Source organism: Streptomyces sp. NPDC093149, assembly GCF_044754145.1.
Lineage (GTDB): Bacteria > Actinomycetota > Actinomycetes > Streptomycetales > Streptomycetaceae > Streptomyces.
Map to the genome: position 1 here is coordinate 116,781 of NZ_JBIVON010000013.1, position 14,635 is coordinate 131,415.

Below are 14,635 nucleotides of genomic sequence, written 5' to 3' on the forward strand. Positions count from 1 at the left end.
GCCCCCTCCCCCACCCCCCCCCCCCCCGCCCGCCCCCCCCGGCCCCCCCCCCCGCCCGGGGGGGCCCCCCCCCGGGGGGGGGGGGGCCCCCCCCCCCCCGGGGCCCCCCCACCCCCGGCCGACGGTCCCGATACGGTCTCGCGGCAGGACCGTCGGCCTATGTCAGTGCTGTGCGGTGCGACGCTTGCGCACGGACCACATGATGCCGCCACCGGCCAGCAGGACGGCCACAGCCGCTCCGGCGATGATCGGGGTGGCGGACGAGGAACCCGTCTCGGCCAGGTCCGACGAGCCGGGGCTCGAAGAGGCCGCCGCGGGGGCGGACTCCGAAGCCGCCTCGCTGGGCGCGGCGCTGCCGACGGGTGCCTCCGAGGAGGGCGCCTGCGACGGGGTCCCCTCGGACGGTGCGGGCGACGGGGTGTCCTCGGAGGGCGCGGGCGATGGGGTCGTGCCCTCGCACACCGGTGCCTGCTTGGTCTCGTCGCGCGAGAATTTCTCGCCGTCGCCCGCCTTGACGACGAGGTGAACCGTCAGTTCCTTGTCGTGCTCGGGCAGCTCGAGCTGCTTGTGGAACTCCCTGCCGAAGGTCTCGGTGGGCAGGAGGTCCTTGCCGTCGACAGTGACGGTCACCTGGTTGGCGACGTTGCTGTTGTAGGCGGTCAGGTCGAGGCTCACCTCGGAACAGGTCACGGCCCAGGTGGGTGTGTGAGCTGCGGCCGGACCGGCGGAGAGGACCGCGCCGGTCAAGCCGACCACCGCAGCGGCCGCGAGTGTCCCCGCAGCACGCAACGATCTCCTGGGTATGGTCATGAAATTCTTCCTCCGCATATGTTTCATCGCCCGAATGGCGGTGGGGCGCACAGTACTGCCCCTGCCGACGGTGCGCGTACCCGCCCCATGGGGCGTCCGAGGTCACAACCGGGCTCACATCACAACGGGTTGGGATATGGCGGACACGGCGTGCGAACGGGGGCAGGCGAGTTGCGGTGCGAGACGAGTAGCAGCCTCCTGCGCGGAGTGGTCTGAGGGGTGGACAGGAGGGTTCCGTCGTTGGCCGGTCGGTGGTCACAAGGGTTGCCGAGCGGACCGCCGTACGGTGTCACAGAGTGCGGTGCATGATGTGCAGTCCGACGAATCCCCGTGTCGGATGGTTGAACCCCTCGGGCAGGGTTCCCAGGATGTCGAAGCCGAGCGACCGGTAGAGCCCTACGGCGTGGGTGTTCGTCTCGACCACGGCGTTGAACTGCATGGCTCGAAATCCTGACGAGCGGGCCCAGTCGAGCGTGTACACGCACAGGGCCCGGCCCACACCCTGCCCGGAATGCCGGGGATCGACCATGTAGCTCGCGCTGGCGATGTGCGCACCATTGCCCATGTGGTTGTTGTTCATCTTTGCGGTGCCGAGGACCGTCCCGGCGTCGTCGACCGCGACCACCGCTCGGTTCGGTGACCTGAGGAGCCACCAGGAGCGGGCCTCGTCCTCACCGAGATCGAGCGGATAGGTGAACGTCTCGCCCGCGGCCACGATTTCGTGGAAGAACGGCCAGATTGCAGGCCAGTCCTCGTTGGTGGCTTCCCTGATCAGCATAGGGACCAGGATGTCGGCGCCGGACTCCTGGCGCGAGTCGTTTACCGGCGAGGCCGTCGCGGCGTGCGCCTGCGCAGCCCCAGCCGGGCGAGCAGCCCAAGTGCGTGTTCCGGCAATGCCGCAGGCACCGGAACGGGCCCGGAATCGGGCTCATTCACAGGATCGGAATCGCGCACGGGGTCAAGAACGGATGCGCGCTCGGTCACCCGTGCGGTGTCGAACGCCGAGGCGGGCTCGGTGACCGGGGTGGGGTCACACGTGGGGGCGTGGTCACGCCCCGAGGCAGGTTCGACGTCGCAGCCTGCCACGGAAGAGGAGTCGGCGCCGGCGCCGACTCCCGGTTCAGGTCCGTACTCGCTCTCGAACCCGTGCACGCCATCATGCCCTCGCCCATGCACACGGTCGAAGCGGGGGCGCCGTTCGGCACCCGGCCGCGGTGCCTGTCGAGCTTCCCGGGCGTGGTCCAGCTCCATGATCAGACCGACCCGCCGCCACAGCATCTCGTCCGGTTCGTCCGCCTGCATCAGGCGTGCCTGGGTCTCCCGCGCCATGGGCGATCCCGTTGGCCCGAAGGCCGGTTCGGGCCGGATCCTCGCGAGGTAGGCGCGCTCGTACGGATCATCGACGACCTCCGCCAGCTGCACCGGATCCAGGGTGCCGGCGAGCACCGCGGCACGGGCCCAGGGATCTTCCAGGGAACTCAGCAGCCGTTCGACCCTGCGCGAGCGCCAGTCGCGCGCACGAAAGTCGGCACCTCCCTCCAGCCGACCACGCACCCAGTCCGGGCTCTTCCCCATCAGAAGCCGGGGTTCGCGGACGGCGAACTCCGCGAGCTCCTGGGCGAGATAGAGCCAGACCACCGTCCGGTACCGGTTGAGATAGAAGGTGATCGGCGTGAAGCATCCCGCGCGGGCCAGTCTGGTGAAGCGGCCCGGACTGATCCCCAGCAGCTGAGCCCCCTCCGCCGTCCCGACGGTACGCACCCGCTCCCGCAGGACCTCCGGGAACCCGTCCTGCGACCGAAGCCGGTCGACCTCCTCCCGACGGACCCTGGGCCTTCCGCCGCCCTGCTGAACCAGCACACGGACCAGACCCATGTGGACCGCGACGGCGAACTCGCCGCGCTTCAGCTGAAGCTCCTGAGCCGCCGTGCCCACAGCCATCGTGCGCGCGGTCTCCCGACACACCGTTTCGGTAACGCTCATGGTGCACTCCCCCGTGAGATTTGGTTACTCTCTGTGAGTACCGTAACTCGGGGGAGACACCGCCCGCACGACCTGTGGACAACTCCCGTCCGCAGGTCAGGCAGGGTTGTTTCCTGCGCTTCCCGCCTGCCTCGCGGCGACACCCAGATGTTCGCCGACCCGGTTGACGAGCAGCGTCATCTCGTACGCGACCTGACCCACATCGGCCTCGGCCGCGCTCAGCACACACAGGCAGCTGCCCTCGCCCGCGGCTGTCACGAACAGCAGCGCCTCATCGAATTCCACCATGGTCTGCCGGGCCTTCCCGGCCCGGAAGTGGCGCCCCGAACCGCGCGCGAGGCTGTGCAGGCCGGACGACACCGCGGCGAGATGCTCGGCGTCCTCACGTGCCAGGCCCGTGCTCGCGCCGGTCACCAGTCCGTCGTTCGACAGCACCAGCGCGTGCCGTATGTGCTCGACCCTGCTCGTAAGATCGTCAAGAAGCCAGTCAAGTCCCCTGTCCAGCGCCATTTCCCCGCTCCTCCCCGCTCATGCGTTCCCCGTGCCCCACGTTTCACGTAAGCCTTGCGCACTGGTCACGTACGGGCAAGCACTCCTTCGTCATGTGGCCGGGTCCGGGCGCCTGTCGGCTGGCCGGCCGGGGACGGAACGCTCGGTCCACCCCGTCGAGGAGCCGGGGCCGGCCGACGGCATCCGACGCACGTACTCGGCCTACCCTCCGGGTCCCCCGCATCCGACGGCACGCATGCCGCGTCAGTGTGGCGAAGTGGCGAAGGGGAAGCCGTCCCGCGGAACACGAGCGCCCGCGCAGCAGTGCGGCCGCTTCCGCTCGCTCGTTGACCGGACCGGTCCCCCATCCGACCCACGTTCCTGGACACGTCTCTCGTTCCCTGTCGTGGCCGGACGCGGCCGTTCCGGTACTCCTGCTCCCACCCGCGCTCCGTCGGTTTCCGTCCGCTCCTGTTCCCTCTCCGGCGAACGGCCCGCGGACGGCAGACGTCCGGCGCCTACACTGGAGACTTCGGGCGCGAGCAGTCGGCCCACGCTGACAGGGAGAGCAAGAGTGTCGACAGCTGCCGACGGCGGTTTCACGGATCCGCCCGCGGAGGTACTGGTGGAGGCGGCCGCCGCCTTCGGCCTGCTGGCGACACCTGCGCGGTTGCACATCGTGTGGGCCCTCTCCCAGGGCGAGAGTGATGTGACCGGCCTCGCTGACCGGGTGGGCGGCACTCTGCCGTCGGTGAGCCAGCATCTGACGAAGCTGAAACTGGCCGGTCTCGTACGGTCACGGCGCGAAGGACGCCGACAGGTCTATCTGGTCGACGACCCCGATGTGGTGACCGTCGTCCGGTTGATGGTCGGCCAGCTCGCCGCACGCGCGGGACACACGCCCGAGCAGCCCGTACGCCTCCGTGAGCTCGGTGCCTGAGAGCAGTGCCGCCGCAGGTCCCGGCAGCACCGACCCCGATGACCCGTCCGCCGTCGTCGTGCCGATAGCGAGCGCGGCGGCCGGCCGGAGCGCCGCCGCCGATGTGGCGCCGCCCACGCCGTCCGTAGCCGGGCCGACCTCCCTGCAGGTTCTCCGTTCACTGGACAGCGGCCCTCGGGGGCTGCAGGAGGCGCAGGCGGAGGAACGGCTGGCCCGGTTCGGCGAGAACACCTTGCCGGCCTGGCGTCCGGTCTCCTGGCCCCGCCGTTTCATTCGCAGCCTGCGGGATCCGTTCACCTCGGTTCTCCTGTGCCTGGGCCTGGTCTCCGCCGCGGTGGCCTCGTGGGGCACGGCCTCGGTGACGCTGGTGCTCGTGGTCGTCAGCTGTGTGTTGCGCTCCGCGGAGGAGCATAGGGCCGACCGCTCCACGGCCGCGCTGCGGGAACTGGTGGCGACCACCGCTACCGTGCTGCGCCGCACCGGACCGGATGCCCTGCCGCAGGCGCGTGAGCTGCCGGTCGGGGAGCTGGTGCCGGGCGACGTGATCCGCCTCGGTCCCGGAGATCTCGTGCCGGCCGACGTACGGCTGCTGCGCGCGAGCGGCCTGACCGTGCATCAGTCGGTCCTCACCGGCGAGTCGGCACCGGTCGCCAAAGAGCCCGTCGACGCTCCGGACCGGGACCGGTCGCCCGGCGCCGGGCCCGGTGGCGAGGCCGGACTGTTCGCGCGGCCGGAGCTGTGTTTCCAGGGCAGCAGCGTGGCGTCCGGCAGCGGTACGGCGGTGGTGACGGCCACGGGCGCGGACACCCGGTTCGCCGCCGCGTACGACCGTTCGGCGCGCCACCGCGGCACGAGTGCGTTCGACCGTTCGGTCCAGGGGATCTCCTGGACGCTGATCCGGTTCATGCTGCTCACCCCGCCCCTGGTGCTGATGGCCAACGCGGCCCTGCGCGGCCGCGGTCTGGAGACGTTGCCGTTCGCCGTCGCGGTGGCGGTGGGTCTGACTCCGGAGATGCTGCCGGTGATCGTGACGACGGCGCTGGCCCGGGGCGCTTCGCTGCTCGCCCGCAATCACGGGGTGATCGTCAAACGGCTGCCGGCCCTGCATGATCTCGGCGCGATCGATGTGCTGTGCCTGGACAAGACCGGAACGCTCACCCAGGACCGGCCCGTCGTCGAACGGTCGCTGAACGGAGCGGACCGGTCCGATCCAGAGGTACTGCACTGGGCCGCGGTCAATGCGCTGTGGACGCTGCAGCTCGCTGATCTGCCCGCAGCCGACGCACTCGACGAGGCGGTGCTGGACGCGGCCGAGGAGCAGGAGGAGGCACTGTCCGCGTACGACGGTGTGGCCGCGCTGCCGTTCGATCCGGTGCGGCGGCTGGGCACCGCCGTCGTACGAAGTCCTGGGAAGCTCGGTGTCCACACCCTCGTCACGAAGGGGGCGGTGGAGGCGGTGCTCGACCGCTGTTCCCTGGACGACGACGAACGGGACCGGCTGAGGGCCCTGGCCGCCCGTGAGTCCGCGAACGGCCTGCGGCTGCTCGCGGTGGCCCGGACCGAGCGGCCCGCCCGGCTCGGCGCGTACACGGCGGCCGACGAGCGGGGGCTGACCTTTCTCGGCTTCGTCGCACTGCGGGACGCGCTCACGCCGAGCGCCGCGGAGGCCCTGGGCGTGCTGGAACACCGGGGCGTCTGTGTGAAGGTCCTCACCGGCGACGATCCCGGGACGGTCGCCCGCGCCTGCCGGGACCTGGGCCTCGATCCGGGCGAAGTCGTCTCCGCGGCTCGGATCGACGCGCTGTCGGACGAGGAGCTGGCGGATGCCGCCGACCGGGCCACGGTCTTCGCCCGCTGCACGCCGGAGCACAAGGCCCGGATCGTCTTTGCGCTGCGTGCCTCCGGGCACACCACCGGTTTTCTCGGCGACGGCGTCAACGATCTGCCCGCGATGCACGCGGCCGATGTCGGCATCTGCCCGCGCAACGCGGTCGACGTGGCACGGGAGACCGCCGATGTGGTGCTCGCCGAGAAGGATCTGGCGGCCATCGATCACGCGATCACGGCGGGTCGGCACTGCAGCGGCAACATCTCCACGTACCTGCGCATCACGCTCTCGTCGAACCTCGGCAATGTCATCGCGATGCTCGCCGCGGGGCTGATGCTGCCGTTCCTGCCGATGCTTCCCGCGCAGGTCCTGGTGCAGAATCTGTGCTTCGACGTGGCGCAGCTCGCGTTCGCGTTCGACCGGCCGGCACCCGCGGTGCTGCGGCGGCCGACGGTGCTGCGGCCGCGCGACTTCCTCCGTTTCATCACCGGGTTCGGTCTGCTGAACGCCACTGCCGACCTGGCGACATTCGCCGTGCTGGCCTACGCCTTGCACGGTTCGGCGACGGCGGGCGGGCAGGAGGCCTTCCACTCGGGGTGGTTCACCGAGAACCTGCTCACCCAGGCCCTGGTGATGCTGCTGCTCCGTACGGGCCGCCGCTCCGCCGAGGGGCGCAGTGGGAGGCCGCTCCGGGCCGCCGTGTGCGGGCTTGCCGTGGTCGGCCTGGTGCTGCCGCTCACCCCGATCGGGCCGCTCCTGGGCATGAGTGCGCTGCCACCGCTCTATTACCTGTTGCTGGCAACGGTCCTGGCTCTGTACGCATACGGATTGTGGGCGGCCCGCGCCCGCTACGAACGGAAGTGGAGATACTCATGACCTCGCCAGGCATCGACCACTCCGGGCCCGGCACCCGTCCAGGCGCCGGTGGCGGGCAGCTGGTGCATGCTCGCCGCGCCACGATCGACGATGTGCCCGCGCTGGTGCGGCTGCGGGGGTTGATGCTGACCGACATGGGGATCGAGACCGGGGGTGCCGACGCCCCATGGCGGGCGGCCTCCGCGCGGTGGTTCACCGAGCAGATGCGCCGCCCTGACATGTTCGCGGCGTTCCTCGTCGACGACCCCGAGCTCGGCACCGTCTCCAGCGCGGTCGGGGCGTGCGATGCGCATGCCCCCAGCCCAGCCAATCCGAGCGGGCTGCGCGGGCATGTGTCCAATGTCAGCACCGACCCGCGTCGGCGCCGACGCGGGCATGCCCGTGTCTGCCTCGAAGCCCTGCTCACCTGGTTCCGTGAGGAGACCCGGGCCACGGTCGTCGATCTGAACGCCACGGGGGACGGTGCCGCGCTGTACGAGTCGTACGGCTTCACGGCTCCCCGGCACCCGGCGTTGCAGCTTCGGACGGGACGAGCACCGCGCTGAGCACCGTGGTCCCGCTCCCGGGCGGCGGTCAGCCGTAGGAGAGGTCCGCGCAGGGGTCGTCGTCGGCCGACCTGACCCCGCCGGAGACGGCGGACGGCACTGCGGAGGCGGTCGGCGTCCCGGGGCCGACCACTGGATTCCGGACGAGGGAACTGCCGAGGACCACCCGGATTCCGGCGGTTGTGGACGCCGTCGTCCGCGCGCCGGGGAAGAACCGCGCGGTGGTCTCCGCCGCGTCCCGCAGGCCCGGTCCGAATTGGATGACGGTCGAGACGTGGTCCTGGTTGCTCGCCGTGGCCGTGGTGGTGACCGTGAAGCCTCGGGAGCGCAACTGCTCTGCGGCTCGGGCCGCGAGTCCTGCGACCCTGGTGCCGTTGTGGACGGCGACGGCGATGCCCGTGCCGGAGACCGGAGCGGCGGCCCTGGGGGATGCCGGGCGGTCCTCCGCCCCGTCTCCTCGGGCCGGTCTCTTGCCGCCGACGTCCTGGCCGTCGACCGTGCGGTCGGCCTTCAGCGCTGCCCACAGCGCGTCGGCATCCGGTTCGACGATCGCGATGCGTGCACCCTCGTAGCGCCAGGGGACGGTGACGAACTTGGTGTTGTGCAGGTCGATGTTCTTCATTGACATGGCGAACGACAGAAGCCGGTCGGCCGACCCGAGCCCGGGGTCGACGGTCATCGCTCTGGTGGCCGCGTCGGCGAGCGGCAGCAGCGTGCCGGGGTTCAGCCCCTGGGACTTGACCTTCTTGATGAGGGAGGCCACGAAGGCCTGCTGGCGCTTGATCCGCCCCATGTCCGAGCCGTCACCGATGCCGTGCCGGAGCCGGACGTAGTCGAGTGCCCGCTGCCCGGAGACGGTCTGCTGTCCCTTCGCGAAGATCCGGGCGCCTCGTGTGGGCCGCTCCGGGCTGAGGTCGCGCTGGTAGATGTCGTGGGGAAGGCACACGGGTACGCCCCCGACGGCCGAGGTCAGTGCGGAGAATCCGGCGAAATCGACGACGACGGTGTGGTCGACGCGCAGATCGGTGAGATGTTCGACGGTGTTCTGGGTACAGGCCGGGTTTCCCTCGGCCGTCTCCCCGACCGAGAACGCGCCGTTGAACATCGCCGCGTGCTGCGGCGCGGTCCACTCGCCCCCCGGCAGTTTGCAGGCCGGGATGTCGACCAGGGAATCACGCGGGATGGACACGGCGACGGCGTGCCTGTGGTCACCGTACACATGAAGCAGGAATGCGGTGTCGGATCGTCCCACCGCACCCGTGCCGCCGCCCAGCCCGCCGTTCTCGCCCGCGCGCGAGTCCGACCCGATGACCAGGACGTTCTGCCCCTTCGACGCGTCCGGAGGCCGGTCGCCGGAGATTCCGTCCGCGCTGAAGGTGCCGATGCTGCCATTCACCTGCAGACAGCCCCACCCGATGCCCGCGACGACCAGCACGAACAACGACAGCCCCGACACGGCCGTGCGCCGCAGGCGGCTGCCCCTTCCCCTGCCGGCTCCCACCGAGCGATCCCCCGTCATCGGCCACCCCGTCCATCCGGCTTCCATGGGGGAGAGCGCGCTCCGCCCACCCCATGGTTGTACAGTTGCGCAATGTGACAAGTATCGCTGCTCGACTGGATCACCGGACCTGCCCACGGCCAGCCTGAGGCACCGTCCGCCGACGCCGAGCGAGAACAGCGGTCAAAACACCGAAAGGAAGGGCGGGACGTAGATGTTGCGCAACGGTCTCGAACCCTGGCACCTGCTGATCGTGGCGATTGTGGTGATCGTGCTGTTCGGCTCGAAGAAGCTGCCGGACACGGCCCGCGCCCTGGGCAAGTCCATGCGGATCCTGAAGAGTGAGGCGAAGGCCATGAAGGAGACCGACAGCGGCCCCGGAGCCGAGCCCCGCGCTTGAGACACCGGCTCGCCGACGTACGGCGACCCTCGCCGCCTTCACTTCAGGAATTGCGCAATCAAGGGAACCGGGAGCGCGGCACCGTCGTTGACCCGGGTGACGGCCGAAGAAGCGCCGATCATCACAGCACTGAAGCTCTGGACCACTGGATCAATGGAGGAAGTTCATGGGTGTGAGCCTGGCCAAGGGCGGCAACGTCTCCTTGTCGAAGGAGGCGCCCGGCCTGACCGCAGTGACGGTCGGCCTGGGCTGGGACGTGAGGACGACGACGGGCGCGGATCACGACCTGGATGCGAGTGCTCTGCTGTGCTCGGACACCGGCAAGGTGCTCTCCGACCTGCACTTCGTCTTCTACAACAACCTGACGAGCCCGGACGGTTCGGTGCAACACACCGGGGACAATCTGACCGGTGAGGGCGAGGGCGACGACGAGTCCATCAACGTGGATCTCGCGGCTGTCCCGGCGAACGTCGCGAAGATCGTCTTCCCGGTCTCCATTCACGACGCACAGAGCCGCGGGCAGAGCTTCGGCCAGGTCCGCAACGCGTTCATCCGCGTGGTCAACCGGGCGAACGGCGTCGAACTGGCGCGTTACGACCTCAGCGAGGACGCCTCGACCGAGACCGCCATGGTCTTCGGCGAGCTGTACCGGCATGGCGCGGAATGGAAGTTCCGCGCGGTCGGCCAGGGGTACGCCTCGGGGCTGGCCGGCATCGCGTCCGACTACGGGGTCAATGTCTGACCTCATGGACCTGCACGGGCAATGAACACCGGCCTCTCCCCCTGTCCCCGTCGGCGGGGCAGGGGGAGGGCCTGCGTGTTCCGCGTACGTGCCCTCGTGGTCACCGCACTGCATCGCGCCGCGGTGTACTGCTCGCACTCGGCCTCCGCGCCGCTCGGGTCGGCCCACAGTCGACGGGTCGTCACGGAGCCCTTCGAGCCGGCCGACGGTCACTGCCCGATGTCACGGCCCGTTCAACCCCGACGGCAACTGCGCGATCATGTCCGTATGGCCGATGAGCACACACGCGTCCAGAACTTCTTCACGGCTCGCGCGGCGGACTGGGACACCCGGTTCCCCGACGACGGGCCTGCCTACGCCGCCGGGGTGGACGCCCTCGGACTGGGGGTGGGTGACACCGTGCTCGACGCCGGCTGCGGCACGGGGAGGGCGCTGCCCGCCCTGCGCGCCGCCGTGGGAGCGCAGGGCACGGTGCTGGGCATGGACCTCACCGCAGCGATGCTGGACTCGGCGATACGGGCCGGACGCGACCGGAGCGGGGCACTGATCCTCGCCGATGTCGCCCGGTTGCCCCTGCGGTCGCGGTCGCTCGACGCGGTGTTCGCTGCCGGGCTCGTCTCCCATCTGTCGCATCCGGGACCGGACCTGGCGGAATTGGCTCGGGTGGTTCGGCCGGGCGGGCAGCTGGCTCTCTTCCACCCCATCGGGCGAGCCGCACTGGCAGCGCGCCACGGCCGTCCGGTCACCGATGACGACCTGCGCGCCGAGCGCAACCTCCGCCCATTGCTGGCACGTTCGGGCTGGCGGCTCGACACGTACACCGATGAGGACGATCGCTTCCTCGCCCTGGCCGTCCGGACGCGCTGACCTGCGGGTTCGATTCTCCTACGCCTAAGGGCTGTCCCGTGATCCCCGGCGGGCACGCGACGACAGCCACGGCACCTCGCCGCGTTGTCGGAACGTCCACATGCATCCAGTATGCGGACGCCCCTCCGCCTTGCGATGCACCGCATCCGACGCCGCGCGCTGATCCACCGCGGATCACGGGACAGCCCTTACTCTGCCGCGCCGGCGGGGCCGCGCTCGTGCGCGACCGGACAGCCTCGGATGCCCGGGGCGGGGAACGTACCGAGCCCGGAGATCTCGTAGCCGCCGGGATAGCCCTTGATCTCCGGGTTCTGCCGGGCGAAGTGCGGGGTTGCACGCGGCGGCAGCAGTCGCACGGCTCGTGCTCTCAGTCGCAGGGCGCCGCGGGTGAGACCCCGTGCCGCGGAGCTCGGACGTTCGTAGCGGAATGCCCGCAGCAGCGAGTCGTCGAGAAGTGCGAGGGCCGCCTTCCGCGCGACGGAGGCCAGGGGGCGCGGATACCAGGAGCTCATCAGGTCCAGCGTGGCGTCGGAGACACGGCGTCCGCCTTCGTCCCAGCCGAAGTGCTCGGCCTCGTAGGAATCGAGGGCGCACTCGAAGTCCTCGTATGTCCGAGGCAGATCCTTGATGCCCATATGAGCGCCCAGGGTGCGGTAGTAGGCGGCGCACGCCCGCAGTTCATGGTCGGACAGCCGACGCCATCCGTAGTCGTCGAGCCATCTCTTCGGAGTGACGACGAAGGTGCACAGCACATAGCGCATGTCGTCGTCGCTGATGTCGTAACTGCGGTGCATCCGATTGATCCGGCGGATGGCCGCGCGTCCCTGGTCGCTGTCGAAGCCGTGCTCCACGACCGCGTCGAGGAGCAGTGCGGTGTCGTCGTAGCGTTTTTGCGAACGGTCCGTCAGTTCCGCTGTCTGCGCGAGGAGTCGTCCGATGCTGGGGACGGCATAGGTTCGGTACAGGGCCAGTTCGAGAGCGCGGGTGATGTCCCAGGGAAACTCGCAGGTTGCCGTGATCCGGTAGATCCGGAGGAAGTCCCTTTCCGGATCGAGACGCTGGATCTCCTTCAGCCGGTCGTACCGCTTCACCGCACCGCCCCCTCTTCTCGGTCGAAGGTCCAACCCTACGTCGAAGGGGAACACCGTAGATGGCAGGCGCAAGGCGCTCGAAGGTTTTCGGAAAGGCGGTCTCGTGATCGACATGATCGGCAGCTTGCGGAAGGTGGTCTCCCCGGACCGGAAGGACACGCGGCAGGCTCGGTCCCTCGACGAAGGGCGACGCAAGCAGCGCAGTCCTTTCGAGGCTGCCGCCACCCATGTCGCGGCGTCCGTGGACGACGATCGGGCCCTGGCCGACGAAGCGAGCGGCCGAGGGTCGCCCGAGGCGCTCTCCTTCGGTGTCAGCGAGCCGGCCTGCCGTGCCGTGATCGCTCCGGCCCGTGAGCGCGACGAGTCGCCGCGGGCAGTGGCCCGTTCGCTGCCCGGTCTGCCTGCCGACTGAAGAGCGCTTCCTCCGCCGGGCCGCGCGGCGCGTGTCATCCCCGGTCGTGTCCTCGCTTGTCAGGGCCTCGACGAGTGGGTTACCGACTCGTTAGGGTGCGCCGACGGACAACCATGACGGACGAGGAGGGTGCCGTGGCCGGGACGAGCGACACGGTCGCCGACGACGACGCACTGTATGTGCTGACCGCGGTACTGCTGACACCGGCGCAGTTCCCGAGCGTGCTCGGCGACGACTACCCGGCCGCCTGTGCGGCGCTCGCCCTCGAACCGTACGCCGAGGGGTACGGGCTGGTCCTGGGACAGGACGGCAGTGGTGCGCGGTGGACCGTCGTCGTCGAGGACGTGTCGCTGGTCGCCGTGGCCATCGCGTCGTGGGACTGCGGAATGGAGTACGACCTCTCTCCCGACGACCGTTCGGTGGTCTGTGCGCTGCCCGGCTGGCCCCTCGCGGTGGGGGTCGCGGCCCCGGGGGTGGCCGCCCCGCACGATCCGTTGCCGGATCCGGCGGCCGAGGGTATTGATCCCGCGCCGCTGGCTCCACCCGACACGGATTCCTGGGGCCCGGCCCAGAGGCGCTTGGGCGCGGACGAGATAGCGCATCAGTGGGCGGCCTGGCGCGAGCAGGTCGACGACGAGACGGCCTTCACCACGACGGGTGCCATGGACGGCGCGGGGGGCGCAGGCGGCTCGGCCGACGACTCGCGGGTGCGCGCCATTGCGGGGAAGGACGAGGCGGAGGGCGCCGACGGTCGAACCGGAACCGGCGGCGGGACCGAGGACGACGGTGAGGGCGAGCATGGGGGCGCGGTCACGATCGGGGTCGGGGCCGACGGCGGAGCCGAGGCCGAGCCTCGTGCCGTACTCCCGGGCGGATCGGGTGCGGGGGCCCAGGACGAGGCGGAGACCGGAGCCGGGGCCGAGGGAGAAGCCCGGAGCGGCCGCCCCGACGCCACGGCCGAGAGCCCCGGGCCGGACTCCCTCTCGGGGGCACATCCCGGTGTACGGCGAGCGCTCGCGGAGGCACATGCCTACGTGGACACCCCACCGCCCCCGGGCCGTGTCCGGTCCTCCTTCGCCACCGGTGAGGCCCGTATGCTGCGCGCCGACGGCCCCGGCTGGTCGCTGGTCGCCAGAACCGATGACATCGCGTTCGTCCTGCTGGACGAGGAACCGGGCGAGGTGCTGCCGGTCGGTCGAGGCCCGGAGCTGCCCGGCCTGTTGAAGGCCCTGGACGAGATCGCGGTACGACCGGCCTGAGCGCGACGCGACCCCGCTCGGCAGGAGGCGGACCGGTGTCGGCGGACTACGGAGCGCCGAGTCGACCGAGCGGCCTGCCTCGCCTCACCCATGTCTCGGCGGGGTCCTGCGTTTGGATCAGGCCGGGCCCGGGGCGAGCCCGGCCTGATCCGAACGAACGGCCCTAAACGCGTTCGAGCGCCCGATGCGGGCCCTCGGGCAGTTCGACCTCGATCGGGTCTCCCGGACGGACCACCCCTCCGACCGTGACGATGCCCATGATCCCGGCCTTGCGCACGACCCGGCCCGATTCGTCACGCCCGACGAGCTGCTTGAGGAGCCCGTCCTGGAAGTTGTCGATCTGCACACAGGGGTTGCGCAGTCCGGTGACCTCGACGACCGCCTCGTCGCCGAGGTGCAGCAGGGTGCCGACGGGGAGCGCGAGGAGATCGACACCGTTGGTGGTGACGTTCTCCCCGAGGTCGCCAGGAGCCACCTCGAATCCGGCTGCCCGCAATGCGCCGAACAGCTCCTCGTGGATGAGATGGACCTGGCGCAGATTCGGCTGGGTGGGATCCTGCGCGACCCGGGACCGGTGCCTGACCGTGACCCCCGCGTGCACGTCTCCCTCCACACCGAGCCCGGCCAGCAGCGTGACGCTCTGCCTGTTCGGCTTGGTGAACGAATAGGCCTCGTTCCTGCTCACCACCGTCACTGTGCCGCTCATCGTCGTCAGCGGCCTATTTCCTTGCGGGTGATCCTGCGGAGCCTGCGCCGCTGGCCGGGATCCAGCATCAGATAGGCGATCGCCGGAACTCCGACCAAGACCAGCAGCGACAGCCAGAATCCGATGAACGGGATCAGGATGACTGCCGCGACGACTCCCCCGATGGCAATCTTCGCGCTGTTCGACATC

At 70.4% G+C, this 14,635-nt stretch carries 16 protein-coding genes; 8 read left to right on the forward strand and 8 right to left on the reverse strand.

The genetic code is table 11. The features are described 5' to 3' along the window. Positions 1-162: 162 nt before the first annotated feature. The 4 genes from ACIQCZ_RS32020 to ACIQCZ_RS32035 form a co-directional block, all read right to left on the reverse strand. Positions 163-810, reverse strand: coding sequence for an LAETG motif-containing sortase-dependent surface protein (locus ACIQCZ_RS32020; RefSeq protein ID WP_402287480.1), 648 nt, complete (start codon positions 808-810; stop codon positions 163-165). A gap of 289 nt (positions 811-1,099) precedes the next feature. After that, entirely contained in the window at positions 1,100-1,588 is a 489-nt protein-coding gene (locus ACIQCZ_RS32025; protein ID WP_402287483.1) for a GNAT family N-acetyltransferase, read from the reverse strand. 41 nt (positions 1,589-1,629) lie between these two features. Continuing rightward, positions 1,630-2,793, reverse strand: a complete 1,164-nt coding sequence (locus ACIQCZ_RS32030; protein WP_402287486.1) for a DUF6397 family protein — start codon at positions 2,791-2,793, stop codon at positions 1,630-1,632. Positions 2,794-2,889: 96 nt separating this feature from the next. Further along, on the reverse strand, positions 2,890-3,303 hold the full coding sequence (locus ACIQCZ_RS32035; protein ID WP_402287489.1) for a roadblock/LC7 domain-containing protein: 414 nt from the start codon (positions 3,301-3,303) through the stop codon (positions 2,890-2,892). 553 nt (positions 3,304-3,856) lie between these two features. Between ACIQCZ_RS32035 and ACIQCZ_RS32040 the strand changes: the two genes are divergently transcribed. Genes ACIQCZ_RS32040 through ACIQCZ_RS32050 form a run of 3 tightly spaced genes read left to right on the forward strand, consistent with a single transcriptional unit; the run spans position 3,857 to position 7,471 of the window. Then, positions 3,857-4,222 carry an ArsR/SmtB family transcription factor gene (locus tag ACIQCZ_RS32040; protein ID WP_391744379.1) on the forward strand — a complete coding sequence of 122 codons (366 nt, stop codon included), beginning with the start codon at positions 3,857-3,859 and terminating at the stop codon, positions 4,220-4,222. Beyond that, on the forward strand, positions 4,206-6,926 hold the full coding sequence (gene mgtA, locus ACIQCZ_RS32045; protein WP_402287492.1) for a magnesium-translocating P-type ATPase: 2,721 nt from the start codon (positions 4,206-4,208) through the stop codon (positions 6,924-6,926). Before ACIQCZ_RS32040 ends, mgtA begins: the two co-directional genes overlap by 17 nt. Further along, complete coding sequence (locus ACIQCZ_RS32050) at positions 6,923-7,471, forward strand: GNAT family N-acetyltransferase (protein WP_402287494.1); 549 nt, start codon at positions 6,923-6,925, stop codon at positions 7,469-7,471. The genes mgtA and ACIQCZ_RS32050 overlap by 4 nt, the downstream gene beginning before the upstream one ends. A 28-nt stretch (positions 7,472-7,499) precedes the next feature. Here ACIQCZ_RS32050 and ACIQCZ_RS32055 read toward each other — a convergent pair whose 3' ends face one another. After that, the gene (locus ACIQCZ_RS32055; RefSeq protein ID WP_402287667.1) at positions 7,500-8,927 is read right to left on the reverse strand and encodes an LCP family protein; all 1,428 of its coding nucleotides are present in this window, start codon (positions 8,925-8,927) and stop codon (positions 7,500-7,502) included. A gap of 256 nt (positions 8,928-9,183) precedes the next feature. On the opposite strand from ACIQCZ_RS32055, the gene tatA reads away from it, so the two are divergent. The 3 genes from tatA (at position 9,184) to ACIQCZ_RS32070 (ending at position 10,978) form a co-directional block, all read left to right on the forward strand. Next, positions 9,184-9,369 carry a Sec-independent protein translocase subunit TatA gene (gene tatA, locus ACIQCZ_RS32060; RefSeq protein ID WP_402287497.1) on the forward strand — a complete coding sequence of 62 codons (186 nt, stop codon included), beginning with the start codon at positions 9,184-9,186 and terminating at the stop codon, positions 9,367-9,369. 166 nt (positions 9,370-9,535) lie between these two features. Beyond that, positions 9,536-10,111 (forward strand): TerD family protein, encoded by a 576-nt coding sequence (locus ACIQCZ_RS32065; RefSeq protein WP_351082893.1) that lies wholly within the window; start codon positions 9,536-9,538, stop codon positions 10,109-10,111. A gap of 267 nt (positions 10,112-10,378) precedes the next feature. Then, positions 10,379-10,978, forward strand: a complete 600-nt coding sequence (locus tag ACIQCZ_RS32070; protein ID WP_402287500.1) for a class I SAM-dependent methyltransferase — start codon at positions 10,379-10,381, stop codon at positions 10,976-10,978. A 188-nt stretch (positions 10,979-11,166) separates the two neighbouring features. Here ACIQCZ_RS32070 and ACIQCZ_RS32075 read toward each other — a convergent pair whose 3' ends face one another. Continuing rightward, a complete protein-coding gene (locus tag ACIQCZ_RS32075) occupies positions 11,167-12,069 on the reverse strand; it encodes an oxygenase MpaB family protein (protein ID WP_402287502.1) in 903 nt (300 codons plus the stop codon). A gap of 112 nt (positions 12,070-12,181) precedes the next feature. On the opposite strand from ACIQCZ_RS32075, the gene ACIQCZ_RS32080 reads away from it, so the two are divergent. Together ACIQCZ_RS32080 and ACIQCZ_RS32085 are read left to right on the forward strand one after the other, a co-directional pair. After that, positions 12,182-12,481: a hypothetical protein gene (locus ACIQCZ_RS32080; RefSeq protein ID WP_402287670.1), complete on the forward strand. Its 300-nt coding sequence runs from the start codon at positions 12,182-12,184 to the stop codon at positions 12,479-12,481. Positions 12,482-12,594: 113 nt separating this feature from the next. Continuing rightward, positions 12,595-13,740, forward strand: a complete 1,146-nt coding sequence (locus ACIQCZ_RS32085) for a hypothetical protein (protein WP_402287505.1) — start codon at positions 12,595-12,597, stop codon at positions 13,738-13,740. A 163-nt stretch (positions 13,741-13,903) separates the two neighbouring features. Here the strand turns inward: ACIQCZ_RS32085 and ACIQCZ_RS32090 are convergent, their stop codons facing one another. Then, positions 13,904-14,446: an MOSC domain-containing protein gene (locus tag ACIQCZ_RS32090; RefSeq protein ID WP_402287506.1), complete on the reverse strand. Its 543-nt coding sequence runs from the start codon at positions 14,444-14,446 to the stop codon at positions 13,904-13,906. A 5-nt stretch (positions 14,447-14,451) separates the two neighbouring features. Then, positions 14,452-14,634: a hypothetical protein gene (locus tag ACIQCZ_RS32095; protein WP_376280610.1), complete on the reverse strand. Its 183-nt coding sequence runs from the start codon at positions 14,632-14,634 to the stop codon at positions 14,452-14,454. Between the last annotated feature and the right edge of the window lies 1 nt (position 14,635).

What these genes read in the sequence shown, in the direction of transcription:
- ACIQCZ_RS32065 (WP_351082893.1), top strand. Translation starts at nt 9,536, where the DNA reads ATGGGTGTGAGCCTGGCCAAGGGCGGCAACGTCTCCTTGTCGAAGGAG.
- ACIQCZ_RS32020 (WP_402287480.1), bottom strand. Translation starts at nt 810, where the DNA reads ATGACCATACCCAGGAGATCGTTGCGTGCTGCGGGGACACTCGCGGCC.
- ACIQCZ_RS32085 (WP_402287505.1), top strand. Translation starts at nt 12,595, where the DNA reads ATGACGGACGAGGAGGGTGCCGTGGCCGGGACGAGCGACACGGTCGCC.
- ACIQCZ_RS32095 (WP_376280610.1), bottom strand. Translation starts at nt 14,634, where the DNA reads ATGTCGAACAGCGCGAAGATTGCCATCGGGGGAGTCGTCGCGGCAGTC.
- ACIQCZ_RS32030 (WP_402287486.1), bottom strand. Translation starts at nt 2,793, where the DNA reads ATGAGCGTTACCGAAACGGTGTGTCGGGAGACCGCGCGCACGATGGCT.
- ACIQCZ_RS32035 (WP_402287489.1), bottom strand. Translation starts at nt 3,303, where the DNA reads ATGGCGCTGGACAGGGGACTTGACTGGCTTCTTGACGATCTTACGAGC.
- ACIQCZ_RS32070 (WP_402287500.1), top strand. Translation starts at nt 10,379, where the DNA reads ATGGCCGATGAGCACACACGCGTCCAGAACTTCTTCACGGCTCGCGCG.
- ACIQCZ_RS32090 (WP_402287506.1), bottom strand. Translation starts at nt 14,446, where the DNA reads ATGAGCGGCACAGTGACGGTGGTGAGCAGGAACGAGGCCTATTCGTTC.
- tatA (WP_402287497.1), top strand. Translation starts at nt 9,184, where the DNA reads ATGTTGCGCAACGGTCTCGAACCCTGGCACCTGCTGATCGTGGCGATT.
- ACIQCZ_RS32080 (WP_402287670.1), top strand. Translation starts at nt 12,182, where the DNA reads ATGATCGGCAGCTTGCGGAAGGTGGTCTCCCCGGACCGGAAGGACACG.
- ACIQCZ_RS32050 (WP_402287494.1), top strand. Translation starts at nt 6,923, where the DNA reads ATGACCTCGCCAGGCATCGACCACTCCGGGCCCGGCACCCGTCCAGGC.
- ACIQCZ_RS32025 (WP_402287483.1), bottom strand. Translation starts at nt 1,588, where the DNA reads ATGCTGATCAGGGAAGCCACCAACGAGGACTGGCCTGCAATCTGGCCG.